32 protein-coding genes are annotated in these 26,386 nt (G+C 40.3%); 9 read left to right on the forward strand and 23 right to left on the reverse strand.

The features are described 5' to 3' along the window. The first annotated feature begins 99 nt into the window (after positions 1 to 99). Positions 100 to 1,155, forward strand: a complete 1,056-nt coding sequence (locus NST58_RS21045) for an ankyrin repeat domain-containing protein (RefSeq protein ID WP_076190631.1) — start codon at positions 100 to 102, stop codon at positions 1,153 to 1,155. Between the two features lie 96 nt (positions 1,156 to 1,251). Here the strand turns inward: NST58_RS21045 and NST58_RS21050 are convergent, their stop codons facing one another. Next, positions 1,252 to 1,332 (reverse strand): YjcZ family sporulation protein, encoded by an 81-nt coding sequence (locus NST58_RS21050; protein WP_232061537.1) that lies wholly within the window; start codon positions 1,330 to 1,332, stop codon positions 1,252 to 1,254. 266 nt (positions 1,333 to 1,598) lie between these two features. Here NST58_RS21050 and NST58_RS21055 point away from each other — a divergent pair, with 266 nt between their 5' ends. Both NST58_RS21055 and NST58_RS21060 read left to right on the forward strand, forming a co-directional pair. After that, positions 1,599 to 2,024, forward strand: a complete 426-nt coding sequence (locus NST58_RS21055; protein ID WP_076183004.1) for a MarR family transcriptional regulator — start codon at positions 1,599 to 1,601, stop codon at positions 2,022 to 2,024. A gap of 88 nt (positions 2,025 to 2,112) precedes the next feature. After that, entirely contained in the window at positions 2,113 to 3,522 is a 1,410-nt protein-coding gene (locus NST58_RS21060; protein ID WP_339168612.1) for an MDR family MFS transporter, read from the forward strand. A 68-nt stretch (positions 3,523 to 3,590) separates the two neighbouring features. Here the strand turns inward: NST58_RS21060 and NST58_RS21065 are convergent, their stop codons facing one another. The 4 genes from NST58_RS21065 to NST58_RS21080 form a co-directional block, all read right to left on the reverse strand. Beyond that, positions 3,591 to 4,064, reverse strand: coding sequence for a GNAT family N-acetyltransferase (locus tag NST58_RS21065; RefSeq protein WP_339244114.1), 474 nt, complete (start codon positions 4,062 to 4,064; stop codon positions 3,591 to 3,593). 129 nt (positions 4,065 to 4,193) lie between these two features. Continuing rightward, a complete protein-coding gene (locus NST58_RS21070; RefSeq protein ID WP_339168617.1) occupies positions 4,194 to 4,373 on the reverse strand; it encodes a hypothetical protein in 180 nt (59 codons plus the stop codon). Between the two features lie 94 nt (positions 4,374 to 4,467). Continuing rightward, positions 4,468 to 5,121: a DUF421 domain-containing protein gene (locus NST58_RS21075; RefSeq protein WP_339168619.1), complete on the reverse strand. Its 654-nt coding sequence runs from the start codon at positions 5,119 to 5,121 to the stop codon at positions 4,468 to 4,470. Between the two features lie 122 nt (positions 5,122 to 5,243). Next, complete coding sequence (locus NST58_RS21080) at positions 5,244 to 6,482, reverse strand: ATP-binding protein (protein ID WP_339168621.1); 1,239 nt, start codon at positions 6,480 to 6,482, stop codon at positions 5,244 to 5,246. 325 nt (positions 6,483 to 6,807) lie between these two features. On the opposite strand from NST58_RS21080, the gene NST58_RS21085 reads away from it, so the two are divergent. Beyond that, a complete protein-coding gene (locus tag NST58_RS21085) occupies positions 6,808 to 7,227 on the forward strand; it encodes a hypothetical protein (protein ID WP_076127333.1) in 420 nt (139 codons plus the stop codon). Between the two features lie 175 nt (positions 7,228 to 7,402). On the opposite strand, the gene NST58_RS21090 is transcribed toward NST58_RS21085, so the two are convergent. The 4 genes from NST58_RS21090 to NST58_RS21105 all read right to left on the reverse strand — a co-directional run bounded on the left by NST58_RS21090 (position 7,403) and on the right by NST58_RS21105 (position 9,584). Further along, the gene (locus NST58_RS21090) at positions 7,403 to 8,002 is read right to left on the reverse strand and encodes a chorismate mutase (RefSeq protein WP_076278720.1); all 600 of its coding nucleotides are present in this window, start codon (positions 8,000 to 8,002) and stop codon (positions 7,403 to 7,405) included. Beyond that, positions 7,999 to 8,439, reverse strand: a complete 441-nt coding sequence (gene fabZ, locus NST58_RS21095; RefSeq protein ID WP_076127337.1) for a 3-hydroxyacyl-ACP dehydratase FabZ — start codon at positions 8,437 to 8,439, stop codon at positions 7,999 to 8,001. Before fabZ ends, NST58_RS21090 begins: the two co-directional genes overlap by 4 nt. 191 nt (positions 8,440 to 8,630) lie before the next feature. Then, on the reverse strand, positions 8,631 to 9,116 hold the full coding sequence (locus NST58_RS21100; protein ID WP_076127339.1) for a GNAT family N-acetyltransferase: 486 nt from the start codon (positions 9,114 to 9,116) through the stop codon (positions 8,631 to 8,633). Between the two features lie 156 nt (positions 9,117 to 9,272). Then, entirely contained in the window at positions 9,273 to 9,584 is a 312-nt protein-coding gene (locus NST58_RS21105; protein ID WP_076127341.1) for an antibiotic biosynthesis monooxygenase, read from the reverse strand. A 136-nt stretch (positions 9,585 to 9,720) separates the two neighbouring features. Here NST58_RS21105 and NST58_RS21110 point away from each other — a divergent pair, with 136 nt between their 5' ends. Next, positions 9,721 to 10,620, forward strand: a complete 900-nt coding sequence (locus NST58_RS21110; RefSeq protein ID WP_076127343.1) for a LysR substrate-binding domain-containing protein — start codon at positions 9,721 to 9,723, stop codon at positions 10,618 to 10,620. Between the two features lie 200 nt (positions 10,621 to 10,820). Here the strand turns inward: NST58_RS21110 and NST58_RS21115 are convergent, their stop codons facing one another. The 3 genes from NST58_RS21115 to NST58_RS21125 all read right to left on the reverse strand — a co-directional run bounded on the left by NST58_RS21115 (position 10,821) and on the right by NST58_RS21125 (position 12,547). Beyond that, positions 10,821 to 11,237, reverse strand: coding sequence for a transporter (locus tag NST58_RS21115; RefSeq protein ID WP_076127345.1), 417 nt, complete (start codon positions 11,235 to 11,237; stop codon positions 10,821 to 10,823). 257 nt (positions 11,238 to 11,494) lie between these two features. Then, positions 11,495 to 11,983, reverse strand: coding sequence for an LURP-one-related family protein (locus NST58_RS21120; RefSeq protein ID WP_076127346.1), 489 nt, complete (start codon positions 11,981 to 11,983; stop codon positions 11,495 to 11,497). Positions 11,984 to 12,031: 48 nt separating this feature from the next. Next, positions 12,032 to 12,547: a GNAT family N-acetyltransferase gene (locus tag NST58_RS21125; protein WP_076127348.1), complete on the reverse strand. Its 516-nt coding sequence runs from the start codon at positions 12,545 to 12,547 to the stop codon at positions 12,032 to 12,034. A gap of 481 nt (positions 12,548 to 13,028) precedes the next feature. Here NST58_RS21125 and NST58_RS21130 point away from each other — a divergent pair, with 481 nt between their 5' ends. The 3 genes from NST58_RS21130 (at position 13,029) to NST58_RS21140 (ending at position 14,052) form a co-directional block, all read left to right on the forward strand. Continuing rightward, positions 13,029 to 13,343, forward strand: coding sequence for a hypothetical protein (locus tag NST58_RS21130; protein WP_339244120.1), 315 nt, complete (start codon positions 13,029 to 13,031; stop codon positions 13,341 to 13,343). Positions 13,344 to 13,541: 198 nt separating this feature from the next. Further along, the gene (locus NST58_RS21135) at positions 13,542 to 13,799 is read left to right on the forward strand and encodes a hypothetical protein (RefSeq protein ID WP_339244123.1); all 258 of its coding nucleotides are present in this window, start codon (positions 13,542 to 13,544) and stop codon (positions 13,797 to 13,799) included. Continuing rightward, positions 13,792 to 14,052 (forward strand): hypothetical protein, encoded by a 261-nt coding sequence (locus NST58_RS21140; protein ID WP_339244125.1) that lies wholly within the window; start codon positions 13,792 to 13,794, stop codon positions 14,050 to 14,052. Before NST58_RS21135 ends, NST58_RS21140 begins: the two co-directional genes overlap by 8 nt. A 452-nt stretch (positions 14,053 to 14,504) precedes the next feature. On the opposite strand, the gene NST58_RS21145 is transcribed toward NST58_RS21140, so the two are convergent. From NST58_RS21145 to NST58_RS21155, 3 genes are all read right to left on the reverse strand, one after another. Next, positions 14,505 to 14,966, reverse strand: a complete 462-nt coding sequence (locus tag NST58_RS21145) for a hypothetical protein (protein WP_339244127.1) — start codon at positions 14,964 to 14,966, stop codon at positions 14,505 to 14,507. Positions 14,967 to 15,034: 68 nt separating this feature from the next. After that, positions 15,035 to 16,327: a DUF4179 domain-containing protein gene (locus NST58_RS21150; protein ID WP_339244129.1), complete on the reverse strand. Its 1,293-nt coding sequence runs from the start codon at positions 16,325 to 16,327 to the stop codon at positions 15,035 to 15,037. After that, positions 16,317 to 16,865, reverse strand: coding sequence for a sigma-70 family RNA polymerase sigma factor (locus tag NST58_RS21155; RefSeq protein WP_076278725.1), 549 nt, complete (start codon positions 16,863 to 16,865; stop codon positions 16,317 to 16,319). The genes NST58_RS21150 and NST58_RS21155 overlap by 11 nt, the downstream gene beginning before the upstream one ends. A gap of 206 nt (positions 16,866 to 17,071) precedes the next feature. Between NST58_RS21155 and NST58_RS21160 the strand changes: the two genes are divergently transcribed. Beyond that, on the forward strand, positions 17,072 to 18,937 hold the full coding sequence (locus tag NST58_RS21160; RefSeq protein ID WP_339244131.1) for an LTA synthase family protein: 1,866 nt from the start codon (positions 17,072 to 17,074) through the stop codon (positions 18,935 to 18,937). A 69-nt stretch (positions 18,938 to 19,006) separates the two neighbouring features. On the opposite strand, the gene rbsB is transcribed toward NST58_RS21160, so the two are convergent. From rbsB to NST58_RS21200, 8 genes are all read right to left on the reverse strand, one after another. Further along, complete coding sequence (gene rbsB, locus NST58_RS21165) at positions 19,007 to 19,930, reverse strand: ribose ABC transporter substrate-binding protein RbsB (protein WP_076218178.1); 924 nt, start codon at positions 19,928 to 19,930, stop codon at positions 19,007 to 19,009. Between the two features lie 13 nt (positions 19,931 to 19,943). Then, entirely contained in the window at positions 19,944 to 20,912 is a 969-nt protein-coding gene (gene rbsC / locus NST58_RS21170) for a hypothetical protein (protein ID WP_076218179.1), read from the reverse strand. A 2-nt stretch (positions 20,913 to 20,914) separates the two neighbouring features. After that, positions 20,915 to 22,396, reverse strand: coding sequence for a sugar ABC transporter ATP-binding protein (locus tag NST58_RS21175; RefSeq protein WP_076218180.1), 1,482 nt, complete (start codon positions 22,394 to 22,396; stop codon positions 20,915 to 20,917). A gap of 21 nt (positions 22,397 to 22,417) precedes the next feature. Next, the gene (gene rbsD, locus NST58_RS21180) at positions 22,418 to 22,813 is read right to left on the reverse strand and encodes a D-ribose pyranase (protein WP_339244135.1); all 396 of its coding nucleotides are present in this window, start codon (positions 22,811 to 22,813) and stop codon (positions 22,418 to 22,420) included. A 2-nt stretch (positions 22,814 to 22,815) separates the two neighbouring features. Further along, positions 22,816 to 23,694 (reverse strand): ribokinase, encoded by an 879-nt coding sequence (gene rbsK, locus NST58_RS21185; protein ID WP_076127398.1) that lies wholly within the window; start codon positions 23,692 to 23,694, stop codon positions 22,816 to 22,818. 27 nt (positions 23,695 to 23,721) lie between these two features. Then, positions 23,722 to 24,702: a LacI family DNA-binding transcriptional regulator gene (locus NST58_RS21190; protein ID WP_076127368.1), complete on the reverse strand. Its 981-nt coding sequence runs from the start codon at positions 24,700 to 24,702 to the stop codon at positions 23,722 to 23,724. A 147-nt stretch (positions 24,703 to 24,849) separates the two neighbouring features. Further along, entirely contained in the window at positions 24,850 to 25,317 is a 468-nt protein-coding gene (locus tag NST58_RS21195; RefSeq protein WP_076127369.1) for a DinB family protein, read from the reverse strand. 62 nt (positions 25,318 to 25,379) lie between these two features. Beyond that, positions 25,380 to 26,282, reverse strand: a complete 903-nt coding sequence (locus tag NST58_RS21200; RefSeq protein ID WP_339244136.1) for a LysR family transcriptional regulator — start codon at positions 26,280 to 26,282, stop codon at positions 25,380 to 25,382. Positions 26,283 to 26,386 lie beyond the last annotated feature (104 nt).

A 26,386-nucleotide genomic window follows, 5' to 3' on the forward strand; every position in this document is an offset into this window, starting at 1 on the left:
CTTTTCGTCCTGCATGAATTAGTGTTCAATTCTACTATATGATAAACTTGCAAGAAGTTATCTGCTATTTATCTATTAATAAAGGAGCGGAAAAATGAGATGGGCAAAAAGAAAAAAACATTACCCGCCAATTTTGCCGAGCTGGTTAAAACGAATGATATATCTGCCTTAAAAGAGGTATTTGAGCTATGCGAATGGGATGCCCGTGGGGGTTACAGCAAAGGTACCGCCCTCAGCTTCCGGCAAATACCGGATGAGATGGTTTCCTGGCTTGTGGAGCAGGGTGCTGACATCAACGCTGCCGACAACTATAAGCGTACCCCTCTTCATGCTCAGGCTGCAACCTGGTCCGGAAATGTCCCCTTACTCCTTGAACTAGGTGCAGATATGGAAGCTCTGGATTACCAGAATGAGACACCGCTGCACTCAGCAGCTGCTTCTTACAAAACAAAAGTAGTGCGGGATCTGGTGGTACGCGGCGCAAATGTCCATGCAGAAAATAACCGGAAAAACACACCTCTCGCCAAAGGATTATTACAATGCCGGAATATCGATATAGTTCACATGGCAGAAATCTCGCGAATTATGCTGGATGCAGGAGCAGTAATCACGCCGGAGATGAAGGAATCCGTGCGGCGTATCGGCAAGGATTTTGAATTCGTCAGAACAAATTACAATAAAGATCGACTGGATGAAACTGCAAATGCTCTCCTGGAGCTGTACCGGCAATTTGATGTCGAGCCTATAGCGAAACTGCAGAGACATGATGGAATCTCTCCTATCGAGGTAACGGCAACCGCATGGCCCGCACAGCACCAAGAGCTGTGGGATTTTCTCGTCCCTGCTTCAGGACACGCGACAACGGTGCAGGGTGAGGTTATCCGCATCACAGGGCGGGTGTCTCATGAAATCCTTAATAATGGCGGAGGAAACTGGGATGCCGATTACCGTAAAATGCTGGATGCACTGATACGGCATTTTAGCACGGGAACGCCTTTAGAGCCCGTCCTTCTTCAAGAGGCAACATCACTCGCCAAACGGTTCCGCAACATCGCTGGCAATGAGCAACCAGCCAGATTATGCGAGCTGGCGGTGCAATGGGTACTTGCCAATCCTCAGCCTATTTCTATGACACAACCCGATTATTCCCGTTAAGTCTATCCTGAATCCTTAACGTGTCTATTATCTAACTAAAGAAAACAAAGAAACGCCCCGAAGAAAAAAACTTTGGGGCATCAATTTACATGAATTCTAGATCCAACAAGTTTTAAGGATAATGACGAGAAGAATGTAAAGCACAAGAATCGTACCCGTTGATGTCCAAGGATTAATACAAACTGGAGCCTTTTTTTGTTCTTGAACGCCCCCAACACAGTTATACCCCATTTAAATCCCTCCCTAATTAATTTTTTCAAATTTCACAACAGCATATGACTATGTATCATCAAGTGATTGGGCATTAAACAACTTTGCCGCTTGTATCTAAGTCTATGATTCAATTCATTTTCTTTAACTTGACAAGCATACATAACTTTATGCTAATATAGACAAATCAATAACGTTGATATATCATCTATTCTTCAATTAGGAGAGATCATATGGATTCAAGAGAACCTTTAGGTTTGGTCATTCGAGATTTGCATTTAGAAATAGCAAATTATTTAACAAAGTTACTTGCTCCTTTTCGACTTGCACCTGAACAGCATCTACTTATGGCTCTGATGCTTGAGAAAGAAGGTCTATCTCAGAACGAGATTGCTGCTAATCTTGGTAAGGACAAAGCCAGTGTTGCCCGAATGATCGCCAGCTTAGAGAGCAAAGGTTACATACACAAAGTAACAAGTGCGCAAGATCGCCGAGCGGTAAATGTATATGTAACAGAAGAAGGACGGAAATTAGAGAATACTATAAATGAGGTGACGGTCAATTTAAACGAAATTATCGAGTCAGGATTATCTGCTTCAGATTACTCAACGTTAAAGACTTTGCTAACACATGTGCTGAATAATGTAAGAAGTGCTTAAAGCATTTCTCTCCCCCATATAGTTGATATATCATCTATCATGCAAAAATAATACGAATCAAAATTCTGAAAAGAGGTTCATCATTATTATGGAATCATCATCAACTGTTCAAGTTAAACGTCCAGCCCTCATGGCCTTCTCGCTTATGTTAGGTGCATTCGTCGGGCTATTTAGTGAAACCGCCTTAAACATGGCTTTTACAAATTTAATGGATGAATTTTCAATCAACGCCTCAACGGTTCAGTGGCTAACCACAGGATATTTACTTGTATTAGGTATCCTCGTTCCAATATCCGCCCTATTAATGCAATGGTTTACCACTAGACAATTATTCACAGCTTCCTTGCTATTATCTATCGTCGGTACATTAATTGCTGCCCTCTCGCCTAATTTCACCTCATTATTAATTGCACGATTAGTGCAAGCCTTAGGGACAGGCTTATTGCTTCCATTAATGACCAATATTATTCTTATTATTTTTCCTGCACATAAACGCGGAACTGTCATGGGAATGATGGGGCTCGTTATTATGTGTGCACCGGCACTTGGGCCTACTCTATCTGGTTTAATTGTAGATCATTTTGGGTGGGAGTATATCTTTTGGATAAGCTTACCTTTATTGTTATTTACATCAGGTTTCGGATTAACATTCATTAAAAATGTAGCCAACATCACAAAACCTAAAATAGATATTTTATCCATCTTGCTTTCTACTTTTGGATTTGGTGGAATCGTCTTTGGTTTTAGTAACTTTGCTGATCATTCTTTGAGTGAAATCATTGTTTTGCTGCCTCTTATTGTTGGTTTCATCAGCTTAATCTTGTTTGTATTACGGCAATTTAAATTGGAAACCCCAATGCTGAATTTACGGGTATTTAAATATCCCATGTTTACGATAGGTCTTATAATGCTCTTTTTAGGAATGATGATCATTTTATCTTCTGCAATTTTATTACCTTTATATTTAAAAGGAGGTTTATTGTTATCGGCCACAATGGCTGGTACTCTACTTCTTCCAGGCAGTGTTATTAACGGGGCTATGGCTCCAGTTACGGGTAGAGTATTCGATAAATACGGTCCGAAATTATTGCTGCCGCTTGGATTTTTTATCGCAACCATTGCTGGTTTTCTATTTACAAGAAACTCTACTGAAACCAGTAGCCTAACCTTTATTTTAATACACTGCGCAATGTTTATCGGATTAGCTATGGTCATTATGCCCGCTCAAACCAATGGGTTAAATCAATTACCCGTGAAATACTATCCGGATGGGGCTGCTGTTATGAGTACACTTCAGCAAATTGCAGGTGCTCTTGGTACAACGTTCGCTGTTACGCTAATGTCTAGCGGACAAACACGATTCGCAAACACACATCCAACCGCTGCACAGCCTGAAATATTAACCGCTGGAATTACACATGCTTACTTATTTATCGCAGCAATTGCAGGTATTGGATTGATTATATCGTTATTTGTGAAGCGTATTCGAGTGTATTGATTTGTATGTGAAAAAGACAGTGGACATGAACTGCCCGCTGTCTTTTTTTTAAGTATAACCCTAAGGCTTTAACTCATATGTTTTTCATAAAAAACTAATGTTAAGTTGTCATTTATTTTTTTGGTTTCCCCCGTGCTTCTATACCCTAACTTTTCATATAAATAGCAATTCCTTTGCTCCTGTATAATACTATCCAGCTCCCATTTCTTTGCATCTTTATATCTCTGTTCAATCATTGCAAAAACCTGCTGGGCAATCCCCTTCCCATGATGTTCTGGCAATATAAAGATGATGCTGACCCGATAAGCTTTATTATCCTTTTTAACGATACGGACACCGCCCACAGCAATATCAAAATACTTAATCATATAATAATCTGCAAAAGACTGATTAATTCGATCCCTGATTTGTTCCACAGATTCATTGGCTGGGCTGGTTTCATAATCTTTATATTTCTCCAGCAATGGCATAAAGGCTTTTACTTGCATTTCATGAATAAACTCTGCGTCGCTCGCGTCTGCTTTACATAAAGAAATCTCCATAAAGTTATACCCCTCCGAAAGTTAGTAAATATATAAGCTGTCAGATATTCTTTTTATCCTCCGGTTTAGAGAAATCTCTAAAAGAGCCCAAGATCCCCGTAAACAGTCCAATTAATCCAATAAAAACGCCTATCCCGCGACGACCTCATAGGCCAATATCACAACTACTCCAAACAATGTAATGTGAAGACCAAAAATTTGAGTTTGTAGCACACTAGGCCGGATAAAATCTAATAATGCTCCTGCGTGAAACATTACAACAACTAGCACAATTAGAGCGGTTAAGATCCATAATCCTAAACTAATCATCCTTACCTCCATTAAAATTTATTATTCACTAGGCACTCCTGATTTCAAATAAAGACACTTGAGCCTCCCGGCTCCAGCGTCTCATCATGTTGATTTATGGTTTGTTTTTGGGAAGGATATAGAGCGTTCCGTCTTCTTTATATTCAGCATAGGCAATATCCTCAATGCAATTATAACCCTGCTCTCTGACGCGTTCCTGAATCTGCTCCTTGTTCATCGATCTGCCCCGCATGGACTCTTCCAGTACCCTGCCTTTATCAATAACTGTTATGGAAAAAGCAGAAGACTGCTCAGCTTCAGACTTGCGCATAACCGATAGAGAGCCGTTCGTTTCAAGCAGAGCATACCGTACTTCACTTAGGGAAAAGATATTTTGTTGCCTCAGCATGAACAGCAGTTGGGTATACTCAATATCGTATTTCTCCAACAAATCCTGATTCACTTTGCCATCGTCAATTAGCAGCACTGTCCGGCCTTCCGCCATGTTCCCGAATTTCACAAAATAGGTGGTCACCTTTTCGAACAGATAAGATAATGCGGTCCAAATAAAAAGAGCAAACAGCAGATGCCAGATCTTCACCTCATCATCATATATCGTATTGCCGACAATTTCACTTAAAATCAATGAAGACAGAAAATCGAGTGGTGTCAATTGACTAAGCGTCTTGCGGCCGGTAATAAAGGTAATGATCCACAAACCAAAAAAGCTGATGACCAATTTGACGCCTATAGATACAAATATCTCCATTGCTGCACCTCCAGATGGGACTCGCACAGGCTCGTTACCCTTTTTACACGAAATCCATTCATGAGAGGTATTACACACTCCTAGTGGGGTATAAACAGCAAAGGATACTCTCTGCAACTTGCCTATGTTGGGATATTTATAAGGAACGTTGTCCCTTTGCCTTTTTCACTATCGACTTCAATAGTTCCTTTCACTTTATCGACGGTACTGTAGACCATAAGCATACCCAGCCCCGTTCCTTCTGCTTTAGTGGAATAATACGGCTTACCGAGTCGCGATATTTCATCTTTAGTCATGCCGACTCCGTTATCTTTGATACTGATCATAATATTTTGTTTTTTTTCAAATATATCGATAAATAGCGTACCGCCATCGGTTTCCTTCATCGCTTCTATACCGTTTTTATATAAATTAATTAGACACTGCTGAATCTGGTTTCGGTCATAGTTTTTATTTAACGAATTATTAAAACTAAATTGGACATCTACTTTGTGCATAGTGGCATAAGGCATTATGATATTTTTAGTATATTCTGATTCTGCCTTCATATTGGAGTAAACCATGTTTTCAGATTGTGGCTTGGCAAAGGAGAGATAATCACTTACAATTTTTTCTGCTCGCTGTAGCTCTTGTAGAGATAACTCTACAAAGCCCTTTTCCTCTGGCGTCATCGTTTTAGATTTATTTAATAGCTGCAAAAAACCACTAGTCACTGTAAGTGGATTTCTGATTTCATGGGATACACTTGCCGCTAGCTCGCTGACGACATTTAATCTTTCCGATTGGACAATCCGTTCCCGATTTTTAATATTGGAGATAATTTTCTCAATCAAAATCATAATGACACTCATCACCCCAACATGAGTTGTCAACGCATTTAATGAAAGAATCCAAAATTGCCTGTCTAAAGAATCCTGAACAAAACCTAAAATTAACAGATAAACCCCCATAATTAGCAAAGCAATCAGACTTGCCGCAATCACACGGCCCTTCGATGGTAATTTTAAAAATCTATTTTTATATAACGGCACCAAAATCAGAATCGCTGTCGCAAATAGAAACGAATAAAATACTCCACCTCCACCCACATAGAATCTGTAAGCATTCAAAATAATATATAGAGGAAGAACGTTCCTATATCCTCCAAACAGTGCCACAATAATAAACGGAATGTACCTCAAATCAAAAATATAGCCAATTTCAAGTCTGATAGGTTTTGCAATACAGAGACTCATGGTCACTGCAGACATAAAAACGAGAATCAATCTATTGTAGGAATAGGCCCGATTCTCAAAGAATATTAGAAATGTTAATACTGGAAAAAGCAAAAACAAAAAATTTAAAAGTAGGGTTTCAAACAAGAGATGACTTCCTTTCAGCCTTTTACTGCGTAAATGAATATATTCAAGGTTATATTAAGAGTTTTAGATCATTACCTAAGCTAACATTATAAGTCACAGTATTGACTATACACTATGTATTTCTCAACCATTTTTCAAATAATCCCAAAAAATCATACTATAGAACCACAATTAGCAAAAAAATACAGACATGTGAAGTCTGTGTGGGGTCATCAATTTTCGTATTCCTGAATATCTAAATTGTAAACTGTACCTTCGTAGTTTTTAAGGGCTCATAAATCTAGAGCTGCCACCTTTCTGTATCTGAGAGAAGGAGAGGATTTCATTGCATCCCATAACCGTAATCGAAATTGTAACGTCGGTTGGGTTTGTCCTTGTCATTTTTGTTATAGTATTAGTTTCACCTACGAGGATTAGAAAACTCGGTTTAATCGTAGCCTCTATATTAACATTACTTTTGCTTTTATCCTTTGCGATTCGTCCCGTTTGGATTGAGTTTCAAGTTTCTAAAAAAACAGAACAACTTAATCAATATCTGGAGAAAAAATACCCTTATCAAGAGTGGGAGATTAGCCGGCCAGAAGGTAGACAATATAATCCTTATCATTTAACGGTTAGATTTAAAAATGAAGCGGGCTGGGCTTATACCTATTTAGTAGCAGACAATAATATTCATCAAATCGTTTGGATCCCACCAGAAGGCAAATCTCCTGAGGAAGGAACGCATTCGGAAATGAATCATTAAGTTGTCTTACACAGAAAACAGCCATCCCCTCAGGATGGCCGGTTTTTATTTCACTAAAAATCCGTTAACTGTGATATGGAGCGGCGCCTAATTTAACTTCGCTCGGATCTCCACTTTTGATAATAGCAATGGAGACAGCTATAAGCAATATTTTCCGGAGGAGAAGAAATAAGTACTACAGCCTAAAAACAATTTGATTTCCTGTCTCATTGTTCTTGAAGGGTTTACCATGTTCCCTGAACTCTAATATAACACCTGAAGGATCGTCAGAAAGCGGTGGAGAAATTACGTAATTATAAGAAGCTTGTCCGGTTGAACTTCCGCCATTCATCATTCGACTATCATATTCTTCTCCTATAAACAGCTCGAAAAAGCTATGGTTATGAGAATTTGTTGGAAGCTCAGTTGTCATGTCCCAATCTATATTAAGGGTGACCACACTAGCATTACTATATTGGCGTATAGAGGTCAGTGTATAAAAAAATCCATCTTTCTCAATTGATTTAAGAACTGCAATATGTTTTCTAAAATCAATTGGCTCAACCATCGGTTTAAAATGATCTTCACTTAGCAACGTCCCAAATACCGCTTTCAAAAAATCCTCATAGAGCTCATAATTTTCTGCCCATTTAGAGATAGATTCAAACGGTGGGAATCCTGGATTATTATTCGAGATTTCCTTTCGTTGCTTAATCAATGCACATATTTGCTCGTCAATATCCTTAATTTGCAGATCGTAATGTTCGGTTGGTCGTACAAACGGCATCCTTTTCATTTTGAACCTCCTTTTTGCACAAATGCAAAAGAAATCTCAGCTTCACATACAAGCTCACTATTTACTGTTGCGGTGCCTTTGCCTTTTACAATTTCACCTTTCATCCGATTGACTTCGAATTCGAGAAGAAGCTGATCCCCAGGCGTTACTTGGCGCTTAAAACGGGCATTATCAATGCCAACTAATAACCCTATCTTGCCCATCAGCTTCTCGTTTTTGCACATTGTGATTCCGCCTACCTGGGCTAATGCCTCCACAATTAAAACACCCGGCATAACAGGATGCTCAGGAAAATGGCCGCTAAAAAACGGTTCATTAATGGATACATTTTTAATACCTACTGCTCTTTTGTTCTCCTCCAGCTCTATAATTCTGTCCACTAAAATAAACGGATACCGATGAGGAATAAGTTCTACAATCTGCTGTATATTTAGCATAATTCCCGTCTTAGCCTCCTAAAATACTTTTTGGGTAATTTTAACATCAGAAGTGATTTTGTACTACTCAAAAATACCCGGACAACTGGCCTATAACATCACTTCTGGAGATCCTAAAAAAACAACGGCAACCCTGGACTAGAAAATAAAGTCCACGACTGCCGCTTTTTATTGATCTATTGTACCCTAGCTTAAGATTCAACTCGATTAACAAACACCTGTGTCTTTCTCCCTGCTTCAATTCGTTCAGTGAATTTTCCGCCAGTGTATTCCTCTATCACCTTTTTCCAAAAGCGTTGTGCGGGCTCGTTATTATCTATTTGGTAAACTTCCCATTGCCCCTTATGTATATTAAAAATATCTTTTGCAACTAGTCTACCTAATCCTACTCTCCGATACTTTTTTATAATAAAAAACTCTGCAATGGAAAAGTATAAATCATCATCTCTATTTTTTATTTTGACTAAAACGAATCCAGCATTTTTCCCATTCAGAGTTAACAGATATGGGAAATTCGATTCTTCTGTCCAGTAATCGTTGAGAGGATAATCATTAAATTTTCCGTTTTCTTCAAGGTGCAAATCCATATACTCGGAGAAATCATACATATAAAATTGCATTAGGTTGTTGAGGATTTCTTTTTCTTCAAGGGTCGCCCTTTTAATTTGATAGTTCATCTAAAAATCATCCCATATCTATATTTTATCTAATTAGTAACGGACTCTTCTATTTTCTCGAATAAGTTTCTTTGCATCCTTTTGAGAAATAAAATGATTGTTGTTGTACGCTTCAATGGATTGATTCCCAATGACTTTGCAGTAATATGTTACCACTCAAGAATACTCTCTTTCAACTTTACAAATTTTTACTTTGTAATTTTGGTACCATTCTTTCTTACCTTTCTCCTGAGCAACTTTGTGAGATTGATGCTGTTTCCAGTTCCTAATCGCGTCCAAGCTCTCCCAATAAGAAATCGTAATACCTGCTCCTGAAGAATCCCTGACACTTTCCACTCCTAAAAACCCAGGTTGCCCGGACGCAAGCTGCTCCATTTTTTCAGCCATAAGGTTATACCCGTTATCCCCCTCCGTACGTTGACTTGAAAATATGACTGCATAATAAGATCCGTTTGATTCATGAACCATTCCGCTCAAACTCCCCTTTAATCGTAGATGTTTTTATATAAAACAGATTATACTATTATAATTAAGATAAAAATAATGAATATTAATTGTTAGTTTAATGAATTTTTTTCATACATTATTGAGGAGAGAAATCATTATGAATCTTTTAAAATATCAAATTTTCAGTAAGGTAGTTGAGATCGGCAGCATTACCAAAACAGGAGAGATATTAAATTTAACACAATCAGCCATCAGTCATGCGCTTTCTAGCTTAGAAGCTGAATTCGGACTGTGTCTTCTCATAAGAAACAGATCGGGTATCCGGTTAACCAACGATGGCGAACGTTTAATCCCACATATCAGAGAAATCCTCCAACTTAATGAAAAACTCAATCAAGAAGTAGCTGCATTAAAGGGTGTCGAAATCGGCACTGTGAAAATAGGTGCTTTCTCTAGTGTATCGATCCAATGGATGCCCCAAATCATTAAACAATTTCAAAATCAGTTTCCACATATTGAAATAAAACTACTTGATGGTAACTACTCTGAAATAGAAGAATGGATTGCCGATGGAACCGCTGACTTGGGATTTGTTAATCTGCCTACTCGAGATGCTTTTCATGTGGTCCCTCTTCAAAAAGATAGGATGGTCTGCATTATGTGGCAGAATCATCCTCTCGAGCGCCAATCAACCATCCGCCTTGAGCAATTGATTGATGAACCTTTTATCATGCCCATTGCGGGTTGTGACACCGATGTAAAGCGAATTTTCTCGCAAAATAAACTCACACCCACGATCAAATATGAATTAGAAGATGATCATGCCATAATAGCCATGGTACAAAATGGTTTAGGGTTAAGTATTCTCCCAGAAATGATTTTGTCACATCTCCCCGACAATGTATGTTATCGCCCATTGGAAGGCGAGTATTATCGTTCTATTGGTATTGCAGCCGCCTCCATTAAAAATGCCTCTCCAGCGGCAAAAAAACTAATTGAATTCATAACACAATGGATCACCAACGTGCCCATCCCTCCGCATTACCGTGATTTATGAGATGGCTCAACGCGCTGTCTGTAACGGCAAGCTTTAAGGCTATCCTTCGCAGAGTAGTCCTTTTTTTTCCAGCATTAACGTTAGCGTCAGGGGAAACGATTCTTCACTATGTATCTTTTGCGTAATTCACAACTCCGGGGACACGATAATTTGCACAACATAGAGAACAGCCTGCTGGCTGTTCTCTATCGCTGTCTACCTTAGAAGCACGTGAACGAGCTAATCCGATTCAAATCAATGCCGAAGTACGACCAGAAAAAACCATTCCATCTGAACCCTGCAATAGAATTACGTCCGACGAATACCGGAAAGAACCAGAATTGCTCGCCGTTGTTCAGCCAAATGTATGTGTTGCGGAACAGGCAGCGTCTGATCCCGCCGGGATCAATGGCAAATGTGGTAGACGACATTTGTGGCACGAATTGCGGTGGAGGAGCCGTCGGCGCTTGAACGCCTCCCGGTGCACCCCCCGGAAATTGTCCGGGGGTTCCACCCGGAAACCCTGGTCCCCCTGGTCCTCCAGGTCCTCCTGGTCCTCCTGGTCCTCCCGGCACGCCAGGTCCGCCTGGGAATCCTGGAAATCCCCCGCCGGCTCCCGGTGTTGGAAAAAATCCCATATGTGATCGCTCCTTTCAATGAGTAGGCATAATCATCATATGCATTCGCGAAGAGAGCGTTTGGGCGCAATAGGCGTTTTTTCAAAAAATGAAAATCAACAATAAGATCTAACATAGGCACTATCAGAAACCTAACTTGCCTACTTATGGTACGTTCAGCGCATCATAGATAAACTGACCAATTACACTCAGCTTTACCTGCTGAATTTATTCCGTCCACATCACCTTGCTAAGTTATTAACTTTAATATTGAATCTTCACTGATGTGATGTAGATGCCTGGTCAGCCTTCACACAATCAATAGCGACAACGAACGCAATCATGAGCGTTTCCATCTCATCATTCAATATTTGAACCTTATAGCTATCACCCCAAGTGAACCACTCTTTGTTCACTTTACCGATGACTACACCACGCTGTAAAACCTGAAAATCCATGTCCCACCAGTTACCATGTACCTCAATGTCAGCCGCATCAATCGTATAACGTGCTTTAAAGAAAGAAAACTCCTTCTTAATCGTCAATACCTCTCGACCATCTACTTCTACAAAAAACTTTGGTAAAAAACTGAACACTTTTTTCGTAATAAGTGCGACTTCATCTCTTGTTGTATTCATGATGGAGAATGTCTTGGGAATTTGCATAAAACTGCCCTCTACGTAATAGACATCTTGCTCCTGCTGATTCTTTACCGTGAATTTACCACTTAGACTGAATACCTTTTGTTTTATATAAAGTTGCTTCATTCTAAGCCTCCTATCGATCCTCTTAGTTAACATCATTTTAGACAAATGTTATAGTTGTTTTGTCATAATAAAATCTATTTGTTCTTCTTCACCCATATAAAAAGAATGAGTTCCTGTATGAACAAACTTCATTTTTTCATAAAAGCTAATAGCGTTCTTATTCTTTTCCCAAACCCCTAACCAAATCTTCTCTTTATTACATTGTACCGCTATTTCTATAGCTTTATTTATTAGATATTTCCCAAGCCCCTGTTTATGAAATTTTTTTCTAATATAGATCCTCTCGACTTCAAGTGAATCATTACCCATTACTTCAGATTGAGCATCCTCGGTGTTTACCTTTAAATACCCAGCGATTTCTTCATTAAAATAAATAAAATAGAATTCTGATGAGCTATCCGACAATTCTTTTTCTAATTGTTTTAAGTTAAATGCTCTATCCAGGTAGGCCTTCATATTTTCAGGTGAATTTTGATTACTAAATGTCTCATTAAATGTTTCAACACTAATTCCTTGAAGTGAACCTAGATCTTCGACCGTGCACTTTTTTATATTGATAGCCATATTGTTTTCTCCTTTTAAAATATCAATTTACAAATAAACTCTTATTTTGAGCTCTAATTATATGGTGTTATGCAGATGTGACAGGAAAATAGTATAACATAATTGTTGTATTTACAACAAAAAAAACTAAGGATTTACCATTCATTCTACCTATTAGCGTATTGGGGTAATCAGTCTCTCTACGGCAGTCAGAACTCCAAAAGGAAGCGAGCGAGGTTTGGGGATTCGATGATGGAAGATGGTTATTTTCGGACCCAGATGACGTTATTTGCGAATTTTTCGGCTTTGGAGCAAGGTTTCGGACCACAGTGCAGTTATTCCCCCGAAAAGGCTGCTTTCGGGGTGTTTTTCAGGCTAATAACGGCTATACGGTCCGTTAGGATTCCAAAAGTGAGATATGGCGCGTCTAAGGGTCATCTGAGTCCGTTAGATGCTTCCGGGCGCGCAAACGTGATCGAAGAAAGTGTGGCTTGGGAATTCGATGATGGAAGATGGCTACTTTCGGACCCAGATGACGTTATTTGCGAATATTTCGGCTTTGGAGCAAGGTTTCGGACTTCAGTGCAGTTATTCCCCTGAAAAGGCTGCTTTCGGGGTGTTTTTCAGGCCAATAGCGACTATGCGGTCCGTTAGAATTCCAAAAGTGGGATATGACGCGTCTAAGGGTCATCTGAGTCCGATAGATGCTTACGGGTGTGCAAATGTGATCGAAGAAAGTGTGACTTGGGAGTTTGATGATGGATGGCGGTTACTTTCGGACCCAGATGACGTTATTTGCGAACATTTCGGCTTTTGAGCAAGGTTTCGGACTCCAGTGCAGTTATTCCCTCAAAAAGGCTGCTTTTGAGGTGTTTTTCAGGCCAATAACGGCTATGCGGTCCGTTAGGATTCCAAAAGTGAGATATGACGCGTCTAAGGGTCATCTGAGTCCGTTAGATGCTACCGGGCGCGCAAACGTGGTCGAAGAAAGTGTGGCTTGGGAGTTTGATGATGGATGACGGTTACTTTTCGGACCCAGATGACGTTATTTGCGAAGATTTCGGCTTTGGAGCAAGGTTTCGGACCCCAGTGCAGTTATTCCCTCGAAAAGGCTTCTTTTGGGGTGTTTTTCAGGCCAATAACGGCTATGCGGTCCGTTAGGGTTCCAAAAGTGGGATATGGCGCGTCTAAGGGTCATCTGAGTCCGTTAGATGCTTCCGGGCGCGCAAACGTGATCGAAGAAAGTGTGGCTTGGGAGTTTGATGATGGATGACGGTTACTTTCGGACCCAGATGACGTTATTTGCGAAGATTTCGGCTTTGGAGCAAGGTTTCGGACCCCAGTGCAGCTATTCCCTCGAAAAGGCTGCTTTTAGGGTGTTTTTCAGGCCAATAGCGACTATGCGGTCCGTTAGAATTCCAAAAGTGGGATATGACGCGTCTAAGGGTCATCTGAGTCCGATAGATGCTTCCGGGCGCGCAAACGTGATCGAAGAAAGTGTGGCTTGGGAGTTTGATGATGGATGACGGTTACTTTCGGACCCAGATGACGTTATTTGCGAAGATTTCGGCTTTGGAGCAAGGTTTCGGACTCCAGTGCAGTTATTCCCCTGAAAAGGCTGCTTTCGGGGTGTTTTTTAGACCAATAACGACTATGCGGTCCGTTAGGGTTCCAAAAGTGGGATATGACGCGTCTAAGGGTCATCTGAGTCCGATAGATGCTTCCGGGTGTGCAAATGTGATCGAAGAAAGTGTAGTTTTTTTTGGGGGATAGCGGAGGTGACAAAAGTAGAGGGTTCTTGATGATGGAGGAAGCAAACGAAGTTTCAGGATTCGCGGATGGAGAAAACGAGCGACGTTTGGGGGACGATGATGGAGCAAAAAAATGAGGTGCCCCAGCAGCCATTTTCGGCTTTTAGGACACCCATCCTTTCCGCTGTGCGCATATAGCGCGGTATGGTGGACTGGTCAGAGCCCGGTTAAAGCCATCTCATAAATCTTTTTTTAGATAGTTTAATCTGATTACTTTCGGCCCATGCGGTTAGTTCTTTCATTCCTTTGTATTCGTCGTCAAGAAAACTAAAACATAATTTATAGGGAGGAAATTTGTGATCTACAGGTTTAATGCCTATTACGGGTATGAAATAGCCCTTTACATAAATATTATCAATTTGATTCGCTTGAATTTCTTTGTTTTCTACTATTATAGCGTCCGGATGAATCCGAACCTCAATGAACTTTCTAATCGTAATGATCCTATAGAGCAATATGATTACAACAATCAGACAGAAAGCCGACCATATATAACCAAAATAAAGTAATACTTTATACTCCATATTATTTCTGGTATTTAACAATAGTATGCCACTTGAAAAAATCATAGAAAACAGAAGCGACATTAACGACGGACGACTCACCTTATAAGCACCTATATTTTCCATAAACCCCTCACTTTCTCAGACTATTATAACTTACTATATTTCATAAATTATGGATATGGCACTTCTTTTTAATCCACAGGAATCTCAATCACCTTGTTATATTCCTTCATATAATGTATTCCTTCTATCAGAATACTTTCAGGTTTCGTTTGTGTATCAAATAATAAGGTGCGTTCCTTCATGAGTTTACCGTTCGTTTGTTCTGACTCTTTTTGATTAATTGTTGTTTTTAAAGCCGTGTTTTCGTTAGCATTTTCTATAGACACACCATCCAGCATTACATCCTCATCTGTAGCAATAGTTATTTCAATCCCTTGAGCGGTCTTGGTCACATCTTTAATCCATAATTCTTTATCCCCTAGTAGAATCGGCTCATTACTATCAGCATTTAGAGGATACTTCTCTTCCAGCTTCTGATATCCAACAAACTCTTTAACAACCAGCTGCAATGAATGTAATTCTTTTGGCAAGGTGTCATAACGAATATCAAATGATCTCCCACCCAACGAGGTTTTATTGCTACTACCTAATATTTCTACAGGCTTTCCATTGGCAATTAATTGAATGCCTTCTAACCCTAATCTTATTCGATCGAAATTCTCGACATTCATACTCCCTTTAATCACAGTCATGGTGGGTGTGGCCGTGATCGACTTGAAGGTAATTGATCCTTTGTCGGCTTTGACCTTTTTATTAATCGACTGTTTGATCTGAGTCACCATCGCTTGATTTGGATTATAAGAAAACGTTATGCTCCCTTCACTCATCTGCCCTTTCTGTGGAGGTCCCCAGTAATGAAGTGTTAGTTTTTTCGAGAATGGGCTTACGCTATCAAATGTCATCGTGCCTTTTATTTCTGTATGTTCGTCGTTGATTAAAGATACGCCGCTTCTTATGTTGGAATTCGTGAGAAACCCTTCTATTTTTGAAGGACTAAAATGATCTCCCGTCTCCTCTAGTCCCTTAGGATTGTTTAACGTGTAATACACAATAAATTGATTGGCATCTGCCATAATTCCGTTAATCGTAAGTTCTGTTCCATCTGCTAACGTCGTCTTTTTGTCTATGCTTTGTCCCATTCCTTGTTCATTGAGTTGTTGTAAAGTTCCCTCTAACACCTCATCAAAACCAAATAACTTTTTTCCATAATAAGCGAAGGCATTATAGCTGTTTCCAGAAACTACTATCACTAATATAATGACGGCTGCAATCTTCCAGAGGGGCGAGCTTTTTCTTTTTATTCTTTTTGGAGGTGCCGAGTCTAAAGCATTTCTTAATATCATTTCTAAACCCTCAGGTGCAGTTATGGACTCTAAGTTCCTCTTCTCATCCACTAATCGTTGTTCGACGTTATTGTTCATCAACATCACCTCTGTAATGATTTTTCAGCGTTTGTAATCCATTGTAGATCCTTGATTTAACAGTTCCGATCGAGACCTGTGTGATCTCAGCTATCGTTTGATAATCGAGATCATGAAAATATTTCAATTGAATTGCTTCTCTTTGCTGCTCGTTCACATGTAACAATAACGCCTGCATATCCATTTGCTGTTCACTTTTATGATAAGGATCGCCTGATGTAACATCGGCTTTTTCCTTCTCGTCAGTGATGCTCCAGTCCTCTAATAACACCAGCTTGCTTCGCTTATGAAGTTGCCTTTTACAGCCGTTTACCAAAATCGTCTTACTCCAGCTGTAAAAAGACTCCTCTTTCTTAAGTTGGTCAATCTTCTCGTATAACGTAACTATCATTTCCTCCATGGCATCCATAGCATCATGCGCATTTCCCATATAGCTGTACGCAAGCCTATAAAAAACATCCTTTTCATACATGATTAATTGCAGCAAAACTTCTTTATTTCCCTTTTTAGCTTTTTTCACCAATCGAACAACATCCATGCCTTCACCTCTCTCCCCTATATGAGTCAGGAGCACTGTAAAAAGTTCATCTTCATAAAAAATTTTTATATATCGTGAACTATTCAATCCACCTAAACTGTAATATTCAGGAAATTTTCACTCAGACATACCCAAATCTAGTTGATTTTAAACGCTTCAATGTAATAGAATGAACTAATCTAAAAAGAAAAGGATGGGCATAAGCAATGCCGTTTAAAGAACCTCGTACACTTAGTAAAAGATCTCTGCTATTCTTCTCTCTCATTATGCTTGTAAAAAGCTATTTTGCCTGGTACTTTCTATTTGAAGATGGCCCTACTTGGACCACTTGGCTTAAAGAAATCCCTTTTGTACTTCTAGTCTTTTGCTTGATTGAATGGTTCGCTACGAAACGAAAAATTGCAATTTACATGCTTGTCAATGTATTGATTACTACTCTATTTTTCTCATTAATTGTATATCATAATCATTTTGGCATCATTGCTACTTCGCAAGTATTAGATCAGGTCAAACAAGTGGGAGCCGTAAAGAAAAGTATATTTTCGGTCCTTCGTCCTCAATATATGCTTATCTTTGTGGATATCATTGTCATCAGCTTGGTGATGTTTAGAAAACAGAAAGCGCTGGATTGGAAAAAAGCCATGTCGCGCAAAAGTAACCGTAAAGCGGTGGCAGTCCTGTTCTGTATTTCCATCATCATTTGTGCAATGAATATTTTTCCAAACCGTGCCAGTATGAACGAAACGATTAAAGCGGAACAAATGGGCATTCTTAATTATGAAGCCTACTCTCTGCTAGCTGATCAAGAGGAAGAACAAATTGACGTTTCTGAGATTACGCAATCCACTATTGATAAAACTAAAGGAATTCAAGCTAGCTCTAATCCGGTTTTATTTGGAGCCGCCAAAGGAAAAAATCTAATCATTCTGCAAATGGAGTCTTTCCAGAACTTCTTAATCAATCTAAAGATTGATGGACAAGAAATCACACCAAATATGAACAAGCTTGCCGCCAGCAGCTTCTACTTCCCGCGTTTCTACCAGCAGGTTGGACAAGGCAACACTTCAGATGCAGAGTTTATTGTGAACACTTCTTTTTATGTACCCCCTGATGGTCCAGCTACCCAAATGTACGCTCCTAAAGAGCTACCAAGCTTACCCAAGCTGTTGCAAGCACAAGGTTACGATACGGCAACATTCCATACGAACGAAGTCGACTTTTGGAACCGTGGTGAGCTTTATAGTGCTTTGGGATTCAATCGTTATTATGATAAAACTTACTTCGGGGAAGAAGACACTGTATTCTATGGCGCTTCTGATGAAGTTTTGTATGAAAAAACAGCTGCAGAGCTGGCAAGAATGGATCAGAATGAGCAACCTTTCTACTCCCATGTAATTTCGATGTCATCTCATAATCCGTTCTCCATCCCAGAGGATAAATACAAAATGACACTTCCAGAGCGATTCGAAGGAACGCTTGTTGGCGATTATATTCGGGCTCAGAATTATGCTGATTATGCGCTGGGACTTTTTATCGATGAGCTCAAACAAAACGGTGTGTGGGATAACAGCTTGATCGTATTGTACGGGGATCATCGTGGACTGCCTATCTTCTCTTTAAAAGAGGATGATCATCTCCTACTGGAAGAGATTCTCGGCCATGAATATTCGGAACGTGAATTGATTAATATTCCGTTGATCATGTCAGCAACAGGGATTACAACTCCTAGTGTAAAAGAACAGCTAGGCGGGCAAGTAGATATTTTACCTACCGTATCTAATTTATTGGGTGTCTCTCTTGCAGATCATATTCATTTCGGACAAGATCTCTTGAATCAATCAACTTATAACTTACTACCACAACGGTATTACTTGCCTACAGGATCTTTCGTAAATAACGAAGAGCTCTTCTTATCCGGCAGTGGCTTCGAGGATGGCCAGCATTATACTTTATCTGGTAACGGCAACCAACCTCTGCAATCCACAGAAGACGAATTCGAGCGTGCCTTACAGCTGCTCCATTTGTCAGACAGCTATGTAACACAGCTAACGGATAGAGTTATTGAAGAATAAGCTGCAATGTATAGCAAAAAAGACTGTGCACACCAAATCGGTGAGCGCAGTCTTTTTCTATAATGGTTATTATTTTGACTCTTTAACAACTAGTTTAAGCGGTGCCGCAATCAGCTTCTCTACGGTTTTGCCTTCTAATACATCCTTAGCGGCTTGAATGGCTAGTTGGCCAATTAATTCAGGCTGCTGCGCAACGGTTCCTGTTAATTTACCAGCTTCGATGGATTTAAGTGCATCTTCATTTCCATCAAAACCAATCACAGGGATATTCTTGCCTGAACTTTGAATGGCTTCAATAGCACCTAGCGCCATTTCATCATTATGAGCGAAAACTGCTTGTACGCCAGGATTTCCTTGTAGAAGGTTCTCCATAACGGTCAGGCCTTTCGTGCGGTCGAAATCAGCTGTTTGCTTAGCAATGACCTCTAGCTGGCTGTCCGCAATCTCATGGAATCCCTTACCGCGTTCCCGAGTCGCTGAAGCTCCTGGGGATCCTTCTAGCTCGATGACCTTTGCACCTTTCCCAAGCTGCTCTACAATATATTGTGCCGCCATAGAGCCACCCTTTACATTATCAGAGGCAACAAGAGCTTTGATATCCCCTTGATCTGCGGAACGGTCCAACGTAACGACGGGAATATTTAAACTGTTAGCTGTTTGCACTACTGTCGAGATCGCTGATGAATCCACTGGATTGATCAATAACGCATTCACACCTTTTTGCATCAAATCTTCGACGTCATTACTTTGTTTAGCAGAATCATTTTGGGCATCAATGACAAGGACTTCCAAGCCTTGCTTCTTAGCCTCGGCCAAAACACCATCTTTAACGGATACAAAGAAGGGGTTATTCAATGTAGATATGGATAATCCAATCTTCATATTCTCCAGGCTTCCACCACTGCTAGGCTTAGCCCACTCTGGAGGCTCCAAGGAACAACCTGTCATGAGAATTAATAGTAAGGAAGTAAGAATCAAAGTTAACTTTTTCATGTTGGAATCCCCCTTATACGGCTTTCTTACGGTCTATGAGTACGGCAATGGCAATAACGATCCCTTTGACCACCATTTGGTAAAAAGAAGATACGCCGAGCAAGTTCAATCCATTGTTCAAAATCCCGATAATCAGTGCACCAATCAATGTGCCCACGATACGTCCACGACCACCAGTTAAGCTCGTACCGCCTAATACTACAGCTGCGATAGCATCCAACTCATAAGATGTGCCTGCTGTGGGTTGCGCTGAGTTCAATCTGGAAGTCAAGATCGCTCCTGCCAATGCGGACAACATACCCGTCAATGAATAGATCATTATTTTAATGCGGTCGACTTTAATCCCTGAAATAATAGATGCTTTTTCATTACCACCAATGGCATAGGTTTTACGACCAAATGGAGTTTTGTGCAATACAACCCATAAGACTGCGAAGACGATGATCATTGTTATAGCAGGTACAGGTATTCCCAGTAAATATCCACGGCCAAACAATTGGAAGGTCATGCTGTCTCCGAGACCTGTGATCGGATTACCGTCTGTGTATACAAGTGTTAATCCCCGGAAAATCGTCATGGTCGCCAACGTAGCGATAAATGGCGCCATTTTACCTTTTGTAATCATCAGTCCGTTGACCATCCCCATCACGCCACCCGCTAAACAACCTACAATAATGGCTAAGACAGGATCCCAACCAGACAACATCAGGTTAGCTGTGAAGGCACTGGATAGGGCTAGAATAGAACCCACCGATAAATCGATACCACCCGTTAGAATAACAAAGGTCATCCCAAAAGCGATAAGCGCATTTATGGCAACTTGTCTAAGCAAGTTCAGGATATTAAGGGGCTCCATAAAGCTTGGGTTCAACACCGTAACGATAACAATTAGAATAATCAGCCCTAGTAATGGACCTAGCTTCTGTGTAATTTGCCCGATTTGAAAACCTTTACTTTCTCTCTCACCTTTGATAGTTGTCATTACTATTGCCCCCCTGTAGCTAACGTCATGATTTTTTCTTGCGTAGCTTCTTGTTGTGATAGCTCTCCACTAATTTCCCCTTCATGAACCACTACGATCCGGTCGCTCATTCCTAAGACTTCAGGAAGCTCTGACGATACCATGATTATGGCGACTCCACGTTCCGTTAATTCGTTCATGAGCTGATAGATCTCCCGTTTAGCTCCTACGTCCACTCCACGGGTAGGTTCATCGAGGATAAGCACACTTAAGCCGATCCCAATCCATTTGGCGATGACCACCTTTTGTTGATTCCCCCCGGATAAATTCCGGACTAAAGTGGAGGAAGACTGTGTCTTGATGTGTAGCCGTTTGATAAGTATGTCTACAAATTCTTGTTCTTTTTTATCAATGATTACACCCTTAGGAGCGAAGCTATATAAATTTGTAAGCACCATATTGTCTCGAATAGAGAAATCAAGCACTAACCCTTCATCTTTACGGTCCTCCGTAACGAATCCTATCCCCGCCTTCATCGCATCATTGGGATTTCGAATCGTGACCTTTTCTCCCCGCACCATAATTTCTCCACGGTCTAACGATTCCAAACCGAATAAGGTTCTCATCATTTCTGTTCGTCCAGATCCCATTAATCCCGAGAAACCTAAGATCTCACCCGAACGAACGGAGAAATTGACATCTTTAAATTGCCCTTTTTTCGTGGCATTTTTAACTTCAAGAACAACCTCTCCGGGTTTGGAGGTACGCTCAGGAAACCGGTCGGTTAATTCACGCCCTACCATCTTCCGAACTACATCATCGAAGTTAGTCTCTGGAATGGGCTTCGTGTCTACTGTTTTCCCATCTCGCATGACCGTTATTCGGTCACATATCGTAAAAATCTCTTCCATCCGGTGCGAAATATACACGATGGAGACGCCTTCCTTTTTAAGGGAAGTTATGACTTCGAACAATTTCTGGATTTCCCGTTCGGTTAATGCCGCTGTCGGTTCGTCCATGACGATAACTTTTGCATGAGTCATAAGCGCTTTTGCAATCTCAATCATCTGTTTCTCCCCTACCGAACATTCCCCCGCCTCTTGATTTAAGGGAATCGTTACGGAGAGCTTACGAAACTGTTCATTTGCTAACGCTTTCATTTCTTTCATATTTAAGATCCCTAGTTTGGAGGTTCGTTCCTTACCAATAAACAGATTATCTAGAACTGTCATATCCGGCCACACATTCAACTCCTGATGGATAAAAGCGATCCCATAACGTTCAGCCTCTTTGGGATTGTTAAAGTATGTTTCCTGACCATCTATACTAATGGTTCCTTGATCACGCTGATGCAGTCCAATCAAAATGTTCATCAGAGTAGACTTTCCTGCACCATTCTCTCCCATTAGGGCATGAACTTCACCATCCTTCAGCTCAAAATCCACACCCGTCAACACACGGTTAGCCCCAAAAGATTTATAAATATCTTTCATCGTAATGTGCATATGCTTTGAACCCCCTTTTTATCAAAAATAGACCCCGGCTTGTAAAATACAATTTGCATACGGCTTAGCTTCCCCCGTACGAATGATGACCTTCGCATGCCGGGTTAACAATTTAAATTGTTCATGTGAAATCGCCTCTATAGGTATTTCCTTAAATTTGTCATTCAAGTATTCAGAAGTGCCTTTATTTTTTGCTGCTAATTCCTCTGCCACGATAACTTTCTCTATGACCATATCCTCTGATATGATTTCGACAATCTCTTGAAAGCTGGGAACTCCCAATTTAAGCGCTAAATCAATCTTTGGAACACCAGATGGAACGGGTAATCCAATATCAGCAATGACAATCGTATCGATGTGGCCTAAATCAGCAAGCACTTTGGAAATATGACTGTTTAAGATTCCTTGTTTTTTCATAATTAAAGACTCACCTCCACCTCTACTCTTGTTGGCATGCCACCTTGGGCACCAAATTTTGTGACGGATAAAGAAGCGGCGCGATTGGCAAACTTTACACTTGTTCGAATAGACTTGCCTTCGGCTAGAGCAACAGCAAATGCCGCATTAAAAGTATCTCCTGCTCCAGTGGTATCTATAGCATTCACTTTATAGGTGGGAACTAAAACTTCCTGTTTACCATCGTAATAACGCACACCATTGCTGCCCTCGGTTATAAATAACTTATTGGGGTATTTGCGTAAAGCTTCAGCAGTACTCATCTCAGGAAATAATATTGCACATTCATGTTCATTGGGAGTTAAATAGGTGGCATTGTTTATAATCGTTTCACTGATAGGCCGAGCAGGTGCTGGGTTAAGCAACATAGGCACATTGAATTTATAGCAAATCTCACTTACATAAGACACCGTCTCTTCCGGAATTTCTTGTTGGATTAATACCATGTCAGAGCCTTTAATATTATCAAGTGCCCGTTCAACCAATGCAGGAGTAACTAAATCATTGGCTCCTTTTACAACGATAATGCTGTTATCGCCTTCCGCTAAAATGATGTGAGCTGTTCCACTTTCGACATGTGTAACCGGTTCCACATTGGCGGTAAAAACGCGATTCTTTTTCAGATTATCCATGATAGCGGTACCATAGAAATCATCACCTACACAACCAACCATCGTAACTTCTGCTCCTAGACGGGCAGCAGCGACGGCTTGGTTCGCACCCTTACCGCCCGGAACGGTGGAGAATTGTTCTCCAAGCACAGTCTCACCCGCGTGAGGCCGCTTATTCGAAGTCACTACTAAATCCATTGAACAGCTGCCAATTACACATATCTTAGCCATATTCATCAACCTTTCTCATGTTGTCATCTATTCTTTACTTCTTGTAGTTTCCCGCTCCACAAAGCTAACGGGTAGTTGAATAATCTTCTCTTCCACCTTATCTTGCTCAATTAGCTTAATAAGTAAACCCGCTGCTTCTCTACCCATATCATGTGCCGGCTGGCGAATGGTGGATAAAGCAGGTGACAACAAGCTGCTGAGCGGGATATCATCAAATCCGATGATTTGCAGATCCTGCGGCACTCTTTTACCTAAACGATGTGCTTCATGAATGACTGCCGTCGCCACAATATCATTACTGGCAATTACGCCATCCGTATCTATATATTTATCAAATAACTCCACAGCCCATTGTTCTGCTACTGTATGGGAGAAGGATGAAGTTTCGATCACATTATAGCTGATTCCCATTTCATTAAGGACTTCAATCGCCCCAAGAAATCGATCTTGTGCAGGTTTGATATGCGCCGGTCCTTGTATCACTGTAATTTTTTTGCTTCCCCGTGCGATAATCTCCTGTGCTGCAAGACGTCCGCCCTTTTTGCCATCTGCGTATACGGAAGGGCTATCATTAGAAGTACGGTCCAGAAATACAACCGGAATCTTCAAGTTAGAATAAACGTCACTCTCAGGGAAATTGGTTGACGATATCATGCCAATGACATTGTTTTGGATAAAGGTTTGAATATAATCCATCTCTTTGTCCTCGTTCTCATCACTATTGCCAAAGATGATCCGATAACCTTGCTCCTGCATCCGATCCTCTATCCCCCGCGCTAACTGCGGGAAGAACGGGTTAGTAATATCAGGCAAGAGCAGCCCGATTAATTTAGATTTCCGCTTGTATAATGATCTTGCAACCTCATTAGGGGTATAATTCATTTCTTTGATCGCTGCCTCAACCTTTTTGCGAGTATCGATATTCACATATCCAGATTCATTTATAACCCGTGAGACTGTTGCTACCGAAACTCCAGCTATTTTTGCGACATCTTTGATCGTCATCATTCTTTCATTCATCCCCCAATGTGTAACCGGTTACATGTATTACATAAATTAGATTATCACATAACCTTTTCATTTACAAATCTTTTTTTCGATCATAAAGCTAACAAAAGATACCAACTATATATCGATATCTTTTGTTATTTGAATTTATTTATCTGCAAAGCGATTTAATAATTTTATTGTATTGAAATGCATACCTTCATGGTAAAGTGTGAAATTTATGAATTCACCGATTGAATTTAAGGTTAATCCACTTCCTGTTGTAAGAGGGGTTACTTGCTCACTTAAGCGATTGTGAAAAGCTTCCTGGATCCGTTTGGGTTGCTCCGTAAGCATCTCAAGTAAAACTTCAAGCGTTGGCGGTTCCTCATTCCACTCGGCTGGTTTAGTCCCTTTCGCAAATAAGCGTTCAAAGCTTGCCGGCAATTGCATAAGCTCCCGAGCAGAATGAAAGGCAAACTTCTCTTGCACCAAATAAATATGTCCCAAATTCCATCGGATATTGTTATTAAACCCTTCTGGAATGCTATTCAAAGTTCCCTCAGATAGTCCCTCGACAGCACGCACAGTAACACTTCGCACAAACTTAATTTGTTTGAATACAATTTGATCCATTATGACCCCTCCTAATATTTTTATCCATAGTTTACCATGAGATTATCTTTAATTTCCTAAAATTATTTTATACTTAATTGTTTCATAACGAGCGTAATAAACGACTGCATATAACTTTCTTGAAGTTCCTTCTTTCTGTAGCCCATCCATATCGAATGCTTGGAGACTACATTTTCTACTGCTATTTTAGCTAATGTTCCCTGATCAAGATAAGGTTTCGCCAACAAAGCGGATACATAACTAATTCCATAACCGGCAATGACAGCTTGAATAACTTCATTCACTCCATTAAATTGAAGCCCAATCGTTGGCTGCTGTACACTTCTTTCTTCACACAACCGGACAAGCCGCTCTCTGGCTGCACTGCCCTCTTCCCTCATAATAAATGCTTCAGACATCACTTCTTCAAAACTAACCTGCTGATTGGCAATAGGGTGATGGGAAGAAACCACGAATATATACTCGTCCCTATATAACTCCCGATGTTCGAACACTCCTGTATTATGCGAAGGAAACTCCATATCACTGTAAATCGCCACGTCTGCTTCAAAATTATTTAATTTTCCCATGACACCATGAGAATTAGTAGTAGTGATCTGAATGTTAACTTCCGGAAAAGATTGTTTGAATAATGACGCCCACCGGGGAATGAGGATGCTTGTCGCCAAATAATTACCTGCAATCCGCAGATTCCCCTCAGGAAATTTGTGATAGTCTTCAATGATTTGCTGGACTTGATCACCCATGGCAAAAAACTTCTCAAGAGGTTCGATTAACCTTTTTCCTAAAGGGGTGAGCACCATCCTCTTTCCTTTAATTTCAAATAATAAAATATGATTCTCCCGTTCAAACTTACGGATTTGCGCTGATATAGCGGGTTGACTGATATGCAAACGTTCAGAGGCTTTGGTCACACTACCTGTGATCGCAACGTAATAAAACAATTTTAATACATGATAGTTCATCGTGATCTCTTCCTCACTTCATAAAATAATATCAGTATTCGCCGCTTATCCTCAGCCATTTTACTATAACTATACATTATGGATGTTAACTATTATATATTGTT

Source organism: Paenibacillus sp. FSL R10-2796 (assembly GCF_037965315.1).
In the GTDB taxonomy this organism is placed as follows: Bacteria; Bacillota; Bacilli; order Paenibacillales; family Paenibacillaceae; genus Paenibacillus_AQ; species Paenibacillus_AQ odorifer.

Bases quoted from the DNA above. Each gene is read 5' to 3' on its own strand.
- NST58_RS21150 (WP_339244129.1), bottom strand. From the start codon at position 16,327: ATGAACAATAACGTCGAACAACGATTAGTGGATGAGAAGAGGAACTTA.
- NST58_RS21055 (WP_076183004.1), top strand. From the start codon at position 1,599: ATGGATTCAAGAGAACCTTTAGGTTTGGTCATTCGAGATTTGCATTTA.
- NST58_RS21175 (WP_076218180.1), bottom strand. From the start codon at position 22,396: ATGCACATTACGATGAAAGATATTTATAAATCTTTTGGGGCTAACCGT.
- NST58_RS21110 (WP_076127343.1), top strand. From the start codon at position 9,721: ATGAATCTTTTAAAATATCAAATTTTCAGTAAGGTAGTTGAGATCGGC.
- NST58_RS21155 (WP_076278725.1), bottom strand. From the start codon at position 16,865: ATGGATGTTGTTCGATTGGTGAAAAAAGCTAAAAAGGGAAATAAAGAA.
- NST58_RS21045 (WP_076190631.1), top strand. From the start codon at position 100: ATGGGCAAAAAGAAAAAAACATTACCCGCCAATTTTGCCGAGCTGGTT.
- NST58_RS21070 (WP_339168617.1), bottom strand. From the start codon at position 4,373: ATGATTAGTTTAGGATTATGGATCTTAACCGCTCTAATTGTGCTAGTT.
- fabZ (WP_076127337.1), bottom strand. From the start codon at position 8,439: ATGCTAAATATACAGCAGATTGTAGAACTTATTCCTCATCGGTATCCG.
- NST58_RS21145 (WP_339244127.1), bottom strand. From the start codon at position 14,966: ATGGAAAATATAGGTGCTTATAAGGTGAGTCGTCCGTCGTTAATGTCG.
- rbsC (WP_076218179.1), bottom strand. From the start codon at position 20,912: ATGACAACTATCAAAGGTGAGAGAGAAAGTAAAGGTTTTCAAATCGGG.
- NST58_RS21060 (WP_339168612.1), top strand. From the start codon at position 2,113: ATGGAATCATCATCAACTGTTCAAGTTAAACGTCCAGCCCTCATGGCC.
- NST58_RS21140 (WP_339244125.1), top strand. From the start codon at position 13,792: ATGGATGACGGTTACTTTCGGACCCAGATGACGTTATTTGCGAAGATT.
- NST58_RS21115 (WP_076127345.1), bottom strand. From the start codon at position 11,237: ATGGGATTTTTTCCAACACCGGGAGCCGGCGGGGGATTTCCAGGATTC.
- rbsK (WP_076127398.1), bottom strand. From the start codon at position 23,694: ATGGCTAAGATATGTGTAATTGGCAGCTGTTCAATGGATTTAGTAGTG.
- NST58_RS21200 (WP_339244136.1), bottom strand. From the start codon at position 26,282: ATGAACTATCATGTATTAAAATTGTTTTATTACGTTGCGATCACAGGT.
- NST58_RS21105 (WP_076127341.1), bottom strand. From the start codon at position 9,584: ATGGTTCATGAATCAAACGGATCTTATTATGCAGTCATATTTTCAAGT.
- rbsB (WP_076218178.1), bottom strand. From the start codon at position 19,930: ATGAAAAAGTTAACTTTGATTCTTACTTCCTTACTATTAATTCTCATG.
- NST58_RS21075 (WP_339168619.1), bottom strand. From the start codon at position 5,121: ATGGAGATATTTGTATCTATAGGCGTCAAATTGGTCATCAGCTTTTTT.
- NST58_RS21135 (WP_339244123.1), top strand. From the start codon at position 13,542: ATGACGGTTACTTTTCGGACCCAGATGACGTTATTTGCGAAGATTTCG.
- NST58_RS21190 (WP_076127368.1), bottom strand. From the start codon at position 24,702: ATGATGACGATCAAAGATGTCGCAAAAATAGCTGGAGTTTCGGTAGCA.
- rbsD (WP_339244135.1), bottom strand. From the start codon at position 22,813: ATGAAAAAACAAGGAATCTTAAACAGTCATATTTCCAAAGTGCTTGCT.
- NST58_RS21065 (WP_339244114.1), bottom strand. From the start codon at position 4,064: ATGGAGATTTCTTTATGTAAAGCAGACGCGAGCGACGCAGAGTTTATT.
- NST58_RS21125 (WP_076127348.1), bottom strand. From the start codon at position 12,547: ATGGCTATCAATATAAAAAAGTGCACGGTCGAAGATCTAGGTTCACTT.
- NST58_RS21120 (WP_076127346.1), bottom strand. From the start codon at position 11,983: ATGAAGCAACTTTATATAAAACAAAAGGTATTCAGTCTAAGTGGTAAA.
- NST58_RS21090 (WP_076278720.1), bottom strand. From the start codon at position 8,002: ATGAAAAGGATGCCGTTTGTACGACCAACCGAACATTACGATCTGCAA.
- NST58_RS21195 (WP_076127369.1), bottom strand. From the start codon at position 25,317: ATGGATCAAATTGTATTCAAACAAATTAAGTTTGTGCGAAGTGTTACT.
- NST58_RS21160 (WP_339244131.1), top strand. From the start codon at position 17,072: ATGCCGTTTAAAGAACCTCGTACACTTAGTAAAAGATCTCTGCTATTC.
- NST58_RS21100 (WP_076127339.1), bottom strand. From the start codon at position 9,116: ATGAACTATCAAATTAAAAGGGCGACCCTTGAAGAAAAAGAAATCCTC.
- NST58_RS21130 (WP_339244120.1), top strand. From the start codon at position 13,029: ATGATGGAAGATGGCTACTTTCGGACCCAGATGACGTTATTTGCGAAT.